Origin of the sequence: Ruthenibacterium lactatiformans, assembly GCF_000949455.1 — a bacterium.
GTDB classification, from domain to species: domain Bacteria; phylum Bacillota; class Clostridia; order Oscillospirales; family Ruminococcaceae; genus Ruthenibacterium; species Ruthenibacterium lactatiformans.
Genome location: NZ_JXXK01000018.1, coordinates 1 through 15,196 on the forward strand (window position 1 = coordinate 1; position 15,196 = coordinate 15,196).

13 protein-coding genes are annotated in these 15,196 nt (G+C 60.7%); 7 read left to right on the top strand and 6 right to left on the bottom strand.

The window, feature by feature from the left end; genetic code table 11:
* Positions 1-65: 65 nt before the first annotated feature.
* Positions 66-1,175 carry an ABC transporter ATP-binding protein gene (locus tag TQ39_RS12180; RefSeq protein ID WP_009322072.1) on the bottom strand — a complete coding sequence of 370 codons (1,110 nt, stop codon included), beginning with the start codon at positions 1,173-1,175 and terminating at the stop codon, positions 66-68.
* Positions 1,176-1,310: 135 nt separating this feature from the next.
* Here TQ39_RS12180 and TQ39_RS12185 point away from each other — a divergent pair, with 135 nt between their 5' ends.
* The 3 genes from TQ39_RS12185 to hemW all read left to right on the top strand — a co-directional run bounded on the left by TQ39_RS12185 (position 1,311) and on the right by hemW (position 4,320).
* Entirely contained in the window at positions 1,311-2,114 is an 804-nt protein-coding gene (locus tag TQ39_RS12185; protein WP_050005710.1) for a helix-turn-helix transcriptional regulator, read from the top strand.
* 132 nt (positions 2,115-2,246) lie between these two features.
* Entirely contained in the window at positions 2,247-2,984 is a 738-nt protein-coding gene (nagB, locus tag TQ39_RS12190) for a glucosamine-6-phosphate deaminase (protein WP_009322070.1), read from the top strand.
* Positions 2,985-3,234: 250 nt separating this feature from the next.
* Complete coding sequence (gene hemW, locus TQ39_RS12195; protein WP_050005711.1) at positions 3,235-4,320, top strand: radical SAM family heme chaperone HemW; 1,086 nt, start codon at positions 3,235-3,237, stop codon at positions 4,318-4,320.
* A gap of 234 nt (positions 4,321-4,554) precedes the next feature.
* Here hemW and TQ39_RS12200 read toward each other — a convergent pair whose 3' ends face one another.
* Together TQ39_RS12200 and TQ39_RS12205 are read right to left on the bottom strand one after the other, a co-directional pair.
* The gene (locus TQ39_RS12200; RefSeq protein ID WP_069955739.1) at positions 4,555-5,076 is read right to left on the bottom strand and encodes a cob(I)yrinic acid a,c-diamide adenosyltransferase; all 522 of its coding nucleotides are present in this window, start codon (positions 5,074-5,076) and stop codon (positions 4,555-4,557) included.
* Positions 5,073-5,717 (bottom strand): histidine phosphatase family protein, encoded by a 645-nt coding sequence (locus TQ39_RS12205; RefSeq protein ID WP_009322067.1) that lies wholly within the window; start codon positions 5,715-5,717, stop codon positions 5,073-5,075. Before TQ39_RS12205 ends, TQ39_RS12200 begins: the two co-directional genes overlap by 4 nt.
* Before the next feature lie 246 nt (positions 5,718-5,963).
* Between TQ39_RS12205 and TQ39_RS12210 the strand changes: the two genes are divergently transcribed.
* The gene (locus TQ39_RS12210) at positions 5,964-6,656 is read left to right on the top strand and encodes a helix-turn-helix domain-containing protein (protein ID WP_009322066.1); all 693 of its coding nucleotides are present in this window, start codon (positions 5,964-5,966) and stop codon (positions 6,654-6,656) included.
* Positions 6,657-6,790: 134 nt separating this feature from the next.
* On the opposite strand, the gene TQ39_RS12215 is transcribed toward TQ39_RS12210, so the two are convergent.
* On the bottom strand, positions 6,791-7,036 hold the full coding sequence (locus TQ39_RS12215; RefSeq protein WP_009322065.1) for an AbrB/MazE/SpoVT family DNA-binding domain-containing protein: 246 nt from the start codon (positions 7,034-7,036) through the stop codon (positions 6,791-6,793).
* Between the two features lie 142 nt (positions 7,037-7,178).
* Positions 7,179-8,177 (bottom strand): tryptophan--tRNA ligase, encoded by a 999-nt coding sequence (trpS, locus tag TQ39_RS12220; protein WP_009322064.1) that lies wholly within the window; start codon positions 8,175-8,177, stop codon positions 7,179-7,181.
* Between the two features lie 371 nt (positions 8,178-8,548).
* On the opposite strand from trpS, the gene gltX reads away from it, so the two are divergent.
* From gltX to TQ39_RS12240, 3 genes are all read left to right on the top strand, one after another.
* Positions 8,549-10,003: a glutamate--tRNA ligase gene (gltX, locus tag TQ39_RS12225; protein WP_009322063.1), complete on the top strand. Its 1,455-nt coding sequence runs from the start codon at positions 8,549-8,551 to the stop codon at positions 10,001-10,003.
* A 253-nt stretch (positions 10,004-10,256) separates the two neighbouring features.
* A complete protein-coding gene (locus TQ39_RS12235) occupies positions 10,257-12,581 on the top strand; it encodes a SpoIIE family protein phosphatase (RefSeq protein WP_133304162.1) in 2,325 nt (774 codons plus the stop codon).
* Positions 12,582-12,711: 130 nt separating this feature from the next.
* A complete protein-coding gene (locus tag TQ39_RS12240) occupies positions 12,712-13,503 on the top strand; it encodes a class I SAM-dependent methyltransferase (RefSeq protein WP_050005714.1) in 792 nt (263 codons plus the stop codon).
* Positions 13,504-13,804: 301 nt separating this feature from the next.
* Here TQ39_RS12240 and TQ39_RS12245 read toward each other — a convergent pair whose 3' ends face one another.
* Positions 13,805-15,055, bottom strand: a complete 1,251-nt coding sequence (locus TQ39_RS12245; RefSeq protein ID WP_050005715.1) for a serine hydroxymethyltransferase — start codon at positions 15,053-15,055, stop codon at positions 13,805-13,807.
* Positions 15,056-15,196: the final 141 nt, after the last annotated feature.

Consider the following 15,196-nt stretch of genomic DNA (forward strand, 5'->3'; position numbering starts at 1 on the left):
TGTGTACAAAAAAGCCCCGGCGCAAAAGCGCCGGGGCTTTGGTTGCTGTTATTGCTCTGTACTGCTTAGTTCAGGATGGCCAGTTCGGTCTCCGGGTCGAACAGGTGCAGCTTCTTGGTGTTGATGGCGACCTTCACATCGGTGCCGTTCTTCGCGCTGCTGCCCGGGTTCACGCGGGCCGTCATCTTGTAATCCTTGTACTCCAGGTACAGGTAGATCTCAGAGCCCATCAGCTCGGAAACTTCCACATGCGCGGTGATGGTGGCGTCCTTGTGCTTCTCCATGAACTCCTCGTCGTCCTTGATGTCCTCCGGACGGATACCGGCCTTGATCGCCTTGCCGACATAAGCATCCAGCGCGGAAGTAACCTTCTCCGGAGCGATGAGCAGCTTGTCGCCGCCCAGGTCAACATAGTAGTTGGAGCCTTCCTTCACCAGAGTAGCGTCCAGGAAGTTCATCTGCGGGCTGCCGATGAAGCCGCCGACGAACATATTGCACGGATAATCGTACAGGTTCTGCGGAGTGTCCACCTGCTGGATCAGGCCGTCCTTCATAACCACGATGCGGTCGCCCATGGTCATAGCCTCGGTCTGGTCATGCGTAACGTAGATGAACGTGGTGCCCAGCTTCTGGTGCAGCTTGATGATCTCGGTGCGCATCGAGGTACGCAGCTTGGCGTCCAAGTTGGAAAGGGGCTCGTCGAGCAGGAACACGGCCGGGTTACGCACCATGGCGCGGCCCAGGGCAACACGCTGGCGCTGGCCGCCGGACAAAGCCTTCGGCTTGCGGTCGAGCAGATGCTCGATGTCCAGCACGCGGGCGGCTTCACGCACGCGCTTGTCGATCTCGTCCTTCGGGGTCTTGCGCAGCTCAAGGCCGAAAGCCATGTTCTTGTAAACCGTCATGTGCGGATACAGAGCATAGTTCTGGAACACCATCGCGATATCGCGGTCCTTCGGGGGAACGTCATTCACCAGGCGGTCACCGATGTACAGCTCGCCCTTGGAGATCTCCTCCAGGCCGGCGATCATGCGCAGCGTGGTGGATTTACCGCAGCCGGAAGGGCCGACGAGAATGATAAACTCTTTGTCTTCGATCTCAAGGTTGAAATCGGAAACGGCGGTCACGTCGCCCGGATAGATCTTGTAGATGCCTTTCAAGCTAATGCTTGCCATAGGAATCAGCCTCCGTATTCTTCAATAATTTTGGATTTTGTTGATATCCTTGACGGTTGGTTCCGTCTTTAATATAATAATATCAGCTGGAAACGCTGTTTTAAATAGTAAAATATTGATACGGAGTGGATATTGTTGATATTTGACGAAAGCGCCGTCTGCACGCCGGTGTTCTGCCGGGAGGTCACAGGCGAAACGCCTGTGCTGCTGCCCGCCGCGCCTTTTACGGTGGTGCTGGCCAGCAGCGGGCGCGCGGCCGCTTCCGCGGACAGCGAGCCCGTGCTTCTGGCGGCGGGCGGGCTGTTCCTTGCGGGAGGCGCGGCTGTTGAGGTAACGCCCGTGACCGGCTGCCACGTGCTGGCGGCTGGTTTTTCCGGCACAGCTGCACAGGCCGCAGCCGCGGGCCTGCCCGCCCCGCTTGCCAGCGACTGCAGCGCCTGCCCCATGGCCGCCCAGCTGCTGGGCGAGCTTGCCGCCGCCATGGAACGCGGCGGCGCGGCCGGGCTTTCCGCGCTGTGCTACCATATTCTGTGCGAACTTGCCGCCGCCGACGCGGCCGTTCCCCGGCTTTCGCCGCTGGTGGCGGATGCGGTGCTGGCCATCCGCCAGAATTATGCAGGCCTGTACGGCGTGGAGGAGCTGAGCGCCCAGCTGGGCGTGAGCAAAAGCCATCTGGTGCGGGTGTTTTCGGCTGAAATGGGCGTGGGCCCGGGGCAGTATTTGACGGGTGTCCGGCTGGACGCCGCCAAGGCGCTTTTGGCCCGGCGGGATTACCCGCTGGAAGTAGTGGCCACGCTGTGCGGCTTTTCGGGCGCGAACTACCTGTGCAAGGTGTTCAAAAAGCACACCGGGCAAACGCCCGCCGCTTTCCGCGCGCAGAACGCGGGCGCGGCGCGCGGAGGCGCGGTGAACGAGCTGGAAAGCGCGCTGTACATTTGAGAGGGCCGCATTTTGCAGCGCCGCGCACGTTTGTGCAAAATTAAAGGCTTTTTACGCCTTTTAACCCCACGCAAAAAACGCTATGATTAAAAGTAAAGAAGCCTTTAAAATAAAGAAAAAGGAGCGACTTCCATGAAAGTTATCGTAACGAACAGCTATGACGAGACCTGCGCGGTCATCGCCAATATGATCAAGGAACTTGTAAACGCCAAGCCCGATGCCAAGCTCGGCCTTGCCACGGGCGGTACGCCGGTGCCCATTTACAAAAAGCTCATTGAGATGAATAAGGCCGGCGAGGTGGATTTCTCCCGCGTGCACACCGTGAACCTGGATGAATACTGCGGTATCCCCGGCACGCATGACCAGAGCTACCGCTATTTCATGGACACCAATCTGTTCGACCACATCAACATTGATAAAAAGAACACCTTTGTAGCCAGCGGCATGGGCGATTTCGAGGCCAATGCCCGCGAGCTGGAGGAAAAGGTGCGTGAGGGCGGCGCGGCGGATCTGCAGCTGCTGGGCATCGGCAACAACGGCCACATCGCATTCAACGAGGCCAGCGACCACCTCATCGCCGTGGCCCACACCGAAAAGCTGACCGAGAGCACCATCAACGCCAACGCCCGCTTCTTTGAGAAAAAAGAGGACGTGCCCACCATGGCCATCACCATGGGCATGGGCGATATCCTCGCCGCGAAAAAGGTCGTTCTGGCCGCTACGGGCCTTGCCAAGGTCCCGGCCATCAGGGGGCTGATCATGGACGATGTCATCACCACGCAAAACCCCTCCACGATGCTGAAGATGCACGAGGACGCCGTCGTCGTCATCGACAGGGAGCTGGCCGACGCCGTGGGCTACAGAGCCTGACGCCAACAGCTGAAAAACGCCGTTGCAGCGGCCCGCCGCCGGGAAACCGGAGCGGGCCGCTGTGTTTTTCACAGCAGAAAAACCGCCCTGCCGCCGCTGCGTTCGCCGCGCGAAAACGCGTGGCCTCTTACTCTCTCCGCAAATATCTTGTTCCGCCTCTTTTGAGGCCTGTCGCAAAGGCGCACTCAAGATTGACTTTTATCTCTATTCCGGATAAAGTTAAGGTAATAAACGTCCAATGAGGTGTAATATGTTTGGCCTTTACATCCATATCCCCTATTGCCGTTCCAAATGCCGTTACTGCGACTTCTATTCCACCCCATGCCCGGACGGTGTACCCGAGGCGTACATTGACGCCCTGTGCCGGGAAATGGACCGTTTTTCGCCTTGCGGCTCCACGCCGCTGCGCCCCGACACGCTCTATTTCGGCGGCGGCACGCCCTCGCTGCTGACGCCCGCGCAGGCGGCCCGTCTCATCCGCGCCGCCGGGCCGGTGCCCGGTGCGGAGATCACGCTCGAAGCCAACCCCGAGACCGTCACGCCCGAGCGATTGGCCGCGTTCCGCCGGGCCGGTGTGAACCGCCTTTCGCTGGGCATACAGACGGCGCGGGACGACAGCCTGGCCCGCCTGGGCCGCCGCCATACCGCGGCGCAAAGCCGCCGCGCGCTGGGAATGGCCGTGCAGGCAGGGTTCACCGACATCAGTGGCGACCTGATGCTTGCGCTGCCCGCTTATACCATGGCCGAGCTGGACGAAACCACCGCCCTGCTGGCGGAGAGCGGCTGCACCCACATCAGCGGCTATCTGCTGAAGATCGAGCCGAACACGGTGTTCGGCAAGCGCCCGCCGGAAGCGCTGCCCGGCGACGACGCGGCTGCGGATTTTTATCTTGCCGCCGTGGAAAAGCTGGCGGCGCTGGGCTACGCGCAATACGAAATTTCCAATTTCGCCCGCCCCGGCTTTGAAAGCCGCCACAACCGGATCTATTGGGACTGCGGCGATTATCTTGGCCTTGGCCCCGCGGCGCACAGCTGCATGGGCGGCAAGCGCTTTGCCACGCCGGCGGGCACGGCCGCGTTCCTTGCCGCGCCCGCGGTGTACGAACCCCAGGGCGAATGCACCGCCGAAGATTACATCATGCTCCAGCTCCGTCTTTCCCGCGGGCTTTCATTGAGCGCGCTGCGCGCGCGGTACGGCGTATCCTTCTCCTCCGAAAAGCTCCGGTTCCTGCAAACGCTTGCGGAGCATGGGCTGGCTGTTTTCGACGGCAGCGTCCTGCGCCTGACGCCCCGGGGAATGCTGGTTCAGAACAGCATCCTGTGCGAGCTTGTGTAAAGCTTTTTTACTGTCCGGTACACTTTCTTTCCATTTCAAAAAAACACCCAGCGCAGGCTCTGTGCCGGAGTGCCGGGCGTTCTTCTCTCCAGGTGTCCTATGATTTAACTTTTTATAACTTTGCACAGCAAAGCTATAAAAAGCTCATTTTAATGGCCGCAGGCCGGGGACGGCCCGCATGGCCCAAAAACAGCCTGCGGCTATTTTTTATTTATTGCCGCGCAGAAGGCTTTTTCAATACTCCACGCCCTCCCGGGCCGCGGTGCGCGCGCCGTCGGCAAAGGGATGCTTGCGCGCCTCGATGACGCTCACATAATCCGCCAGGGCAATCAGCTCCTCCGGCGCACCGCGCCCGGTGAGCACCAGCTCCGTGTTCGGCGCTTTCTCCCGCACTGTGCGCAGCACATCCGCCAGAGACAGCATCCCGGCGTTCACCGCGCACAGCACCTCGTCCAGTACCACAAGGTCATACTCCGCCATGTGTGCCGCCGCACGGGCAAGCGTGTCCGCCTGGCGGGCGCGGCATTCCGCTTTTTCCGTTTCTGTCATCGTCCAGGTGAATTTTTCCCGTTCCACCGGGCAGTAAAACTCCACGCCAAGCGCAGCCAGGCTCTTTGCCTCGCCGGTTTTTGCACCCTTTAAAAATTCATAGAACGCGGCTTTTTTACCGTGGCCCGCGGCCCGGGTGCAAAGGCCCACGGCAGCCGTCGTCTTGCCTTTTCCGTCCCCGGTATAGATGTGTACCATGCCCATCATTTTCCCTCCTCTTCATCCAGATATCCAAACGGGATGATATCGCTCACTTCCACGATGCCGTCGCGCATCCACAGCTCCGGGCTGCACTGAAGCAGATAACCGCAGCCGCTGTCCGCCATCCAAAGCTCCGGCGCGCGGCGCGGCATGCCGCGCTGGGCCAGCATGCTCATGATGACGCCGCCGTGGGTGACGCACGCCGCTTCGGAGATATTGCTTTTCATCATAAATTCAAACATGCCCATCAGCACATCCGAACAGCGCTTGTGGAACTCCGCCGCAGGCTCCCCGCCCTCGGGCGTATAGTGCTGCGCCGGGTCCATCCACTGCTTGAAATGCGCATCCTGCACCAGCTCCGTCACCTTACGGCCCTCAAATTCGCCAAAGGCGTTTTCCCGCAGGTCCGCCAGGATGATCTTATCCTTTGCGTCCGGGAACAGCAGCTCCACAGTCTCCACCGCGCGGCGCATAGGGCTTGAAAACACCGTTTCTGCTTTAGGATACGGAAAGCGTGCGGCCAACGCGCGCAGCTGCGCCGCGCCCTGTGCGCACAGGGGCTGGTCCGTCCCGCTGCCCATATAAATGCCGTCCAGGTTGCCCTGCGTGACGCCGTGGCGCACAAGATACAGGCGGTAATTTTTCATAAAAGTTCCTCCTATCGGTCCGCTGCGGGAATTTCAGCGGTTTTAATTATTTTTCAGCCACATTTTTGGCCAAAATCTCCAGCCCGCCCACTATATTTAGGCACATGGGCGGCGTTGGGCCGAAGATATAGCAAACCCTGTCGGACCCGGCCGGGCCGTGGGGTTTTTTCGGAAATTTTTGTATTTACAAAATGTTTTTGCTGTACTATAATTTACAGTACGTAATTGTGTAAGGGGTATGCGGTAATGGTATCGGATTTCAGCAGGATCATCACGCTTCTGCGCAAAGAAAAGGGCGTGACGCAAAAGCAGGCCGCCGAAGATCTGGGCGTTTCCCAGGCGCTGCTGTCGCACTACGAAAAAGGCATCCGCGAATGCGGGCTTGAATTTGTGGTGCGCGTGGCTGATTATTACGGGGTTTCCTGCGATTACCTGCTGGGCCGCAGCGCGGACCGAAGCGGTCTCACCCTTTCGGTGGAGGATATCCCCAGCCCCGAAGGCGCAAAGGACGGCGTGTTCCGCGGCAGCGTGCTGCCCACTTTCAACAAAAAGCTCATCTCCAACAGCCTGAATATCCTGTACGACAAGCTGAACGCCTGCCCGGACAAGGGCCTTGTGGGCGAGATTTCCGGTTATCTGATGCTGGCCGTGTATAAAATGTTCCGTCTGGTATATGGCGCGGGACCGAAAAACACCAGCAGCATGTTCGGCGTGAAGAAAAATCTGTACGGCGGCTATTCCGACGCCGCGATGCACATTGCGGAATCCAACGTTAAGGCCATTCTCGCGGGCGAGGACATCGGCCTGGGCGCGCCGCTGAAGGACACCAGCGCCTTTGCCATGACGACAGAAAGCCTTTCGCGGGATTATCCTCTGTATGCCACCAGCCTGCTGAACCTCATCAAGACGAGCGAGGCCCGCATCGAAAAGGAAAAATAAGCTTTTTTATCATAGCATGAATTTTCACAAAAGGAAAGCCGCCACTTTGTGGCGGCTTTTTATGCGCTGCTGGCTACACGGAAAACAGCCGGAATGCGTTGGACGCAGCTCCGGCAGCGGGGACGCCCCGCCTTTTATTTAAGGGCCGCGATCGCCTCGCGGCATGCGCCGCAGATGTTCCGGCCCTGATACTGCGCGACGCCTTCGGCGCTGCCGCAGAAGATGCACGCAGGCTGGTACTTTTTGAGCACAATGCTGTCATTGTCCACATATACTTCCAGCGCGGCGTCCTTGTCGATATCCAGTACCCGGCGCAGCTCGATCGGCAGCACAATACGGCCCAGATTATCCACCGGACGTACGATTCCCGTAGATTTCAATTCTCCCACTTCCTTTTTCCGGCGGGTATCCCTCCCGCCGGATATCATTGATATTACTATACAGAATTTTACAGAATCTGTCAATATGTGGAATAAAAAGAATATTTTAACAATTTGTAAACTGATATACGCTAAAATACGGTTAAATTTGCAAAAAACCGACTTTTTTGTAGACTTTTGTCACTGTGCGGTCCGCAATGGCGGCAGCACGCCGCGCGCCCCCGGTGAGCACGCCGTCCAGATAAGCCTTGTCCGCCAGGATGCGTTTGTATTCGGCCTGGATGGGGGCGAAAGCATCCTTCACCACCTCGGCCACGGCCAGCTTGAACTCGCCGTAGCCCCTGCCCGCGAACTCCTTCTCAATGGCGGCATAATCGCGGCCCGTGAACACACTGTAAATGCTCATCAGATTTGTGACGCCGGGCTTGTCCCCGGCGGCGCGCACGCATCCGTCGGAGTCCGTTACGGCGCGCTTGAATTTGCGCACGATGGTATCCGCGTCGTCCAGCATCAGCACAAAGCCGTTGACGTTGGTGTCGCTTTTGCTCATTTTCTTCTCCGGCTCCTGCAGGCTCATGATTTTGGCTCCTGTTTTGGGGATGTAGCCGTCGGGCACCACGAAGGTGTCGCCGTATACGCCGTTGAACCTCTGGGCGACATTGCGCGCCAGCTCCAGATGCTGCTTCTGGTCGATGCCCACGGGTACGAGGTCGGCATTGTAGATGAGGATGTCAGCCGCCATGAGCACAGGATAGGTAAACAGGCCCGCGTTGATATCCTCCGGATGCCTGGCACTCTTTTCCTTAAACTGGTGCATACGCGTCAGCTCGCCGAAGGGCGTGCTGCAGGAGAGCACCCACGACAGCTCCGCATGAGCGGGCACATGGCTCTGTACGAACAGCACGCTCCTGTCCGGGTCGATGCCGCAAGCCAGCAGCAGCGCCGCAGCCTCCCGCGTCTGGCGGCGCAGGTCCGCCGGCGTTTGGCGCACGGTGATGGCGTGCATGTTGGCGATCATATAAATACAGTTATAATCGCTTTGCAGCGCGTCCCAGTTGCGCACCGCGCCCACATAATTGCCCAGCGTAAAAGTGCCGGTGGGCTGGATGCCGCTCAGGATGCGTTTTTTTTGTTCTTCCATTTCGGGTTCCCCCTGCTTTTTTACAATATATAAATTATTGTAGCACACCCTAAGCCTGAAAGCAATCGAGGCCGCCGGCAAAATCGCCAACCTCTGCGGGACGCCAAACGCTTTGTGCTGCGCGGCCGCTTTTTGGGCCCCTCCGTTCTCCTTTCCGGCGCGCAAAAGGGCAATTTTGCGCTGTAGGGGTGTTTTCCCGGCGCGTGTCCGGGCTGCAAACGTTTTTTAACCTTTTTCAACAGGCCGGGCAATTGACAAACAGCCTGCTTGCGGCTAAACTTAATAAGGAATAAAAGCGCGGCGGAACGCCGTTTTTTCATGTCCGTCCGGCTGCGCCGGGCAAAATCCAAAAATTGAGGAGTACCAAAGCTATGGCATCGAATATCGTCCGTACCCGTTTCGCCCCCAGCCCCACGGGCTACATGCACGTAGGCAACCTGCGCACCGCCCTCTATGCGTTTTTAAAAGCCAAAAGCGCCGGCGGAACGTTTATTCTGCGCATCGAAGACACCGACCAGGAGCGTTATGTGGAGGGTGCGGTGGACATCATCTACAATACCCTGCGCGAAACGGGCCTCATCTGGGACGAGGGGCCGGACATCGGCGGCCCCGTCGGCCCCTATGTGCAGAGTGAACGCATGGGCATGTTCAAGGGCTATGCCGAGCAGCTTGTGAAAGAAGGCAAGGCTTATTACTGCTTCTGCGACAAGGAGCGTCTGGATGAAATGCGCCTGGTGCAGAAAGCCAGCGGCCAGGCTCCCCACTACGACGGCCACTGCCGCAGCCTTTCGCCCCAGGAGGTGCAGGCAAAGCTGGACGCCGGCCTTCCCTACGTCATCCGCCAGAAAATGCCCAAAACCGGCACCACCAGCTTTGAGGACGTGGTGTACGGCCACATCGAGGTGGACAACGCCACGCTGGATGACCAGATCCTCATCAAGACCGACGGCATGCCCACCTACAACTTCGCCAACGTGGTGGACGACCATCTGATGGGCATCACCCATGTCATCCGAGGCTCGGAATACCTTTCCAGCACGCCCAAATACAATCTGCTGTACAAGGATTTCGGCTGGGATATCCCCACCTATATTCACTGCCCGCCCGTGATGAAGGACGCGCAGAACAAGCTGTCCAAGCGCAACGGAGACGCAAGCTATCAGGACCTCGTCGCCAAAGGCTACCTGAAAGAAGCCGTGCTCAACTACATTCTGCTGCTGGGCTGGAGTCCCAAGGGCGAGCGCGAGATTTTCACGCTGCCAGAGATGATCGAGGTGTTCGACGAGAGCGGCATCGGCAAGGCTCCCGCCATTTTCGACCCCGCGAAGCTGCGCTATATCAATGCCGAATACATCCGCGCCATGAGCGAGGAGGCGTTTTTCGAGAAAGCCGAGCCGTATATTGACAGTGTCGTCAAGACGCCCTGCAACAAGGCCCTGCTGGCCCAGGTGCTGCACCAGAGGTGCGAGCTGATGAGCGATATCCCCGAGCAGATCGACTTTATCGACGAAATGCCCGAGTATGACCTTGCCATGTATACCAACAAGAAAATGAAGACCACCGCCGAGACCGCCAAGGAAGCGCTGGAAGCCATTCTGCCCGTACTGGAGGCCATTCCGGCCGACGGCTTCACCCGGGACGCGGTGCATGCTGCCCTGTTTGCTCTGATTGAGGAAAAAGGCGTGAAAAACGGCTTTATGCTGTGGCCTCTGCGTGTGGCGGTGTCCGGCAAGCAGTTCACCCCCGGCGGCGGCATCGAGCTGGCCGCTGTGCTGGGCAAGGAAAAAGCGGTCGCCCGTGTCAAAGCCGCCATCCAGCGCCTGTAAAGGCTATCTCCCTGTCACATCGGCAAAACGGAGATAATTGTAAAAAATTACCAAATTTAACAAGTCCCCGGCATGAAGAGACAAAATCTTCTGCCGGGGACTTTTATAATTGTGGGTACCCTGCCATAGATATGCGGCCCGCGCGCGGTTTATGCCTTTCTTCGGGAAAGCGCCCCGCCCGGGCGGGAAAAGAAAGCGGGCAGATCCGGCGCACACCGTCCAACGCCGTGCCGGAAAAGCCCGGAAGGAAAGAATGGTGACCCACATGTCCGTCAAACTCCGTGAAAGGCCCGTGGTGCGAAAGGCGATGCGCACGGGCGTGCCCCAACGCCTTCTGCCTCTTGCGTTCCAGCTTTGCGCCGCATTGCTGGGCTGGCTGGGCGCCGGCGCGCCGCTGCTGGGCGGCCTGCGCCCTCTGGGGCTCTGCTTCGCGGCGGCTGTGCCCACACCCTACGCGGTGTGCGCCGCCGCGGGCGCGGCGGCCGGATACGCCTTTGCGCTGCCGCTGGCAGACGCCGCGCCTTACCTGGCCGGCGCGGCCGTGGTGGCGCTCCTGCGCGGCCTGGCCGGTACGCGCCGTCAGAATTATGCGCCCATGGCCCCCGCCACGGCGGCGGGCATCGTATTCTGCCTCATCCGCTCCGGCCTGGCCGTGGCGGGCTATGCCGGGCTGCCGGGCATCCTCTCCGCCGCGGCCGAAGCGCTGCTTGTGCTGGGGCTGTCCTATCTTCTGGTGGGCTTTTTTGCCGTGCCCCGGCAGGGCGGAATGCCTCAGGACGCCGAGGAGCGCGCCGCGCTTTGCTTCGCCTTTATGGCGCTGCTGGCCTGCCTGACGCCCTACACGGTACTGGGGCTGTCCGTCGCCCGCGCCGCCGCCGCGCTGACGGTGCTGGCTGTTGCGGCCCGCGGGCAGGAGGGAGCAGCCGCCGTAACGGCCGTGGGCGCCATGGCGGCGCTGTGCGCGGCGGACCCCGCCAACCTGTATGCCGGGCTTGGCATCGCGGCAGGCGGGCTTGCCGCTGGCTTGTTCACAGGCAGCAGCCGCCCGGTGACGGCTCTGGTGTTCTGCGGCGCGGGGCTGGTGGGCGTGTCCTGCGCGCCCGGCAACAACGCGGGGCTGCAGCTGGCCGTGGAGCTTTGCATTGCGGGCGCGGCGTACTGCCTGCTGCCCGCCGGACTGTTCCAGCGTGTTCCCGCCGCGCCGCCGTCCGCCCCCTTTGCCTCACGAGCGGCGCTCACCACGCTCTCCGGGCGGCTGGAGGCTGTGTCCGGCGCGCTGTGCGCCGTGGGCGACACCGTGCAGGCCGTATGCGAACGGCTGCCGCCCCGGCGCGAGACCACTGCCGACCTGTGCGACGCCGTGGCGGAGCGTTGCTGCAAGGCCTGCGGCAAACGCCTGTATTGCTGGGTGGACTGCGCCGGCGAGACCTACGACGCGTTCAACAATCTTTCCCCGCTCATTGCCATGCCCGACGGCGTGGCCGCGGCGGACCTGCCCCCGGTTTTGCAGCGGCGGTGCCAGACACCTGTGCGGCTGGCCAACGCCATCAATGTGGCCGCCGCCGAACAGGCTGCGCGGCGGGCGGCACGCACACACGACGGCGCGGCGCGCGCCGCTTTGTGCGAACAGTACAGCGCCCTGGCCGCGGCTCTGGCCGAGCTGGCCGGGCAGGTGTACCAGACGGATGTTCCGGACAAGCGCAAGGCCCGCCGACTGGAGCAATTGTTCTCGGAGATCGGCCTGGAGCCGCTGGAGACCACCGTTGCCCAGGACGCTTCCGGCCGCGTGACGGCCACCGTATGCGTGCCGCGCCTGTCCTTCACGGCCGACGAGCTGAAGGTCATCACCGATGAGGTCTCCACCCTGTGCCGCCGCACCTTCGCGCCCGCCCAATGCATCCATTCCGGCACGGTGACCAAGCTGCTGTTCCGTGAACGGCCCCGCTTTGCCGTGGACTGCGCCGTCTGCGCCCTGCCCGCCGGCGGCGACATATCCGCCGATGCGATACAGGCCTTCCCCGATGAAACAGGCCATTTTCACGCGGTGCTGTGCGACGGCATGGGCACTGGTAAGGCGGCGGCGGTGGGCGGCGTGCTGGCCGCCTCCCTTACGAAAGAGCTGCTGCACGCCGGGTTCGAAAGCGCCAGCACGGCGCGGCTGGTGAACATCGCGCTGGCGCTGAAGAGCGACGACGAAAGCGCCGTGGCACTGGACGCGCTTTCCATCGACCTGTACACCGGGGACGCAGTGCTGTACAAGGCGGGGGCCGCGGCTTCGTTTCTATTAAGGGACGGTAAGGCCGCCGTTTACAGCGGCGACACGCTTCCCATCGGCATTCTAGGCAGCGTGACGGGCCGCCGGGAGCTGCTGTGCCTTTCCCCCGGCGATACCGCTGTGCTGGTGAGCGATGGCGCGCTGGCTCCGGGCGCCTCCTGGCTGCGCGCGCAGCTCGTGGCTCACGCGGACGACGCGCCCCAAAAGCTGGCGGATGCGGTGGCCCGCGCGGCGAGGGAAAAGCAGCAGGACATGCCCGACGACGTAACCGTGATGGCACTGCGCCTGCGCGCGGTAGAATAACCGCCCCGGGGCGGGCCGCTCCTGCCGCTTGCCTCCTCCGCGCTCGGCCGCGGAAACTTTTTCTTGATTCGCTCCATGCCCCATACTATAATAGAGACCAAATACGACTGGCTCTGTAAGGAGGTGCCGCATGGAAGCAAATCAATACCTGAACGATTTTTACAACCATTACGACGAGGACAGCCGCCTGCTGTTTCAGCACGGCAGCGTCGAATTTCTCACCACGATGCGCTACATCGAGAAATATCTCAAGCACGGCGACAAAGTCCTCGAGATCGGCGCCGGAACGGGCCGCTATTCTCACGCGCTGGCGCGCCGGGGGCATCCCGTGGACGCGGTGGAGCTGGTCGCGCACAACATCGAGGTTTTCCGCCAAAACACCCGTCCCGGGGAAAGCGTCACCATCGCACAGGGCAATGCTCTGGATCTGTCCGCCTTTGCGGACAACGCCTACGATGTCACGCTTCTGCTCGGCCCGCTTTATCATCTGTATACTCAGGACGACAAGCGCCGGGCGCTGCGGGAGGCGATCCGCGTCACAAAGCCGGGCGGCGTTGTCTTTGCCGCTTATGTCATCTCCGACGGCTGCCTTCTGGACGAGGGCTTCCGCCGCGACAATATCTCTGTGGCCGAATATGTGCGGGACGGGCTGCTGGACGCCCGGACGTTTGCCGCCAGCTCCCAGCCAAAGGATTTGTTCGAGCTGGTGCGCAAAGAGGATGTTGATGAGCTGATGTCCGTGTTCCCTGTAACGCGGCTGCACTATGTAGCCTCCGACGGCTGCGCCCTGCTTTTGCGCGACGAGATCGACGCGATGGACGCTGACGCCTTCGCCCTGTATCTGAAATACCATTTCGCCACCTGTGAACGCGCGGACCTGGCGGGCATTACAAGCCATGCGGTGGATATCTTCCGCAAGTGACCGACTCTTCCCCTGTCCGTTTTTCACAAAGAAGCTCCGGGCCCGGCTTTCCGCCGCACCCGGAGCTTTCAGCTTGTCGAAAAAGCTTCGCTTTTGCGCCAAGCTGCCTACGAACAGGGCCTGCGGCCCCGTTCGCCGCGCACGGCGCGGGGTTATTTTAAATGAAAAAGGGGTTCGCCACCCCTTTTTCAAGCTTTTTCCCCAGACATTTCTTTTACTTCTCTGCCTTTTTCAATAGTCTGAAAGCTCCGGGCCCGGCTTTCCGCCGCACCCGGAGCTTTTTTCTGTCTGCGTGCTGTTGTTACTCGTACAGCGGGAAACGGGCCGTCAGGGCGGCTACCTCGGCGGCGACGGCTTCCTTCTGCGCCTCAAAATCAAAGGTGCAGGCCGCGATCCATTTTGCAATCTTCCGCATTTCCTCCGGCCCGAAGCCGCGGGTGGTGACAGCGGGCGTTCCGATGCGCACGCCGGAGGTAACGAAAGGCTTCTCCGGGTCGTTGGGAACGGTGTTTTTGTTTGCTGTGATGTGCACCTCGTCCAGACGGCGCTCCAGCTCCTTGCCCGTAACGCCCGTGCCGCGCAGGTCCACGGTCATCAGGTGGTTGTCCGTGCCGCCGGAGACAAGGCCCAGCCCCTCGTCCAGCAGCGCTTGGGCCAGCACGCGGGCGTTCTCTGCGATATTCTTCTGATATTCTTTGAATTCCGGCTTCAGCGCTTCGCCGAAGCACACGGCCTTGGCCGCGATAATATGCTCCAGCGGGCCGCCCTGGGTACCCGGGAAAATAGCCTTGTCGATGGCCTTGGCGTACTCCTCCCGGCACAGGATCAGGCCGCCGCGGGGGCCGCGCAGCGTTTTGTGGGTGGTGGTTGTCACCACGTCGGCATAGGGCACGGGGTTCGGGTGCAGGCCAGCGGCCACAAGCCCCGCGATGTGCGCCATATCCACCATAAACAGCGCGCCGTTTTCCCGGGCGATCTTCGCGATGCGTTCAAAATCAATGGTGCGGGAGTAGGCCGAAGCGCCCGCGACGATCATTTTGGGCTTGTGCTCCTTTGCTTTTTTCTCCAGATCCGCATAATCCAGATAGCCGTTTTCGTCCACGCCGTATGCGATGAAATTATAGTTCTTGCCGCTCATGTTCACAGGGCTGCCGTGGGTGAGGTGGCCGCCGTTGGAAAGATCCATGCCCAGGACGGTATCGCCCACGTTCAGCAGCGCAAAATAAACGGCCAGATTGGCCTGCGCGCCCGAATGCGGCTGCACATTGGCGTGCTCGGCGCCGAACAGCCTGCACGCGCGGTCGCGGGCAATGTCCTCCACCACGTCCACGCACTGGCATCCGCCGTAGTAGCGGTGGCCGGGATACCCTTCGGCGTACTTGTTGGTGAGCACGCTGCCCATGGCGGCCATTACCGCGGGCGAGACGATATTTTCAGAGGCGATCAGCTCGATATTGCCCCGCTGGCGTTTGAGTTCGGCCTCCATCGCCGCGCCGACCTCGGGGTCGGCCTGTGTGACGAAGCCGATGGTGTCCATCATTTCTTTGAACATGGGTGTGCCCTCCTGTACTGTTTTACTTCCTGCGGCGGTTTTCCCCGCCTTCTTCCCAATTATAGATTATACACCCGCCGCGCGCGGCGCACAAGACGCTTTAGCCTGTTAAACTGCTGAATTTTCAGCGGCACAGACGTT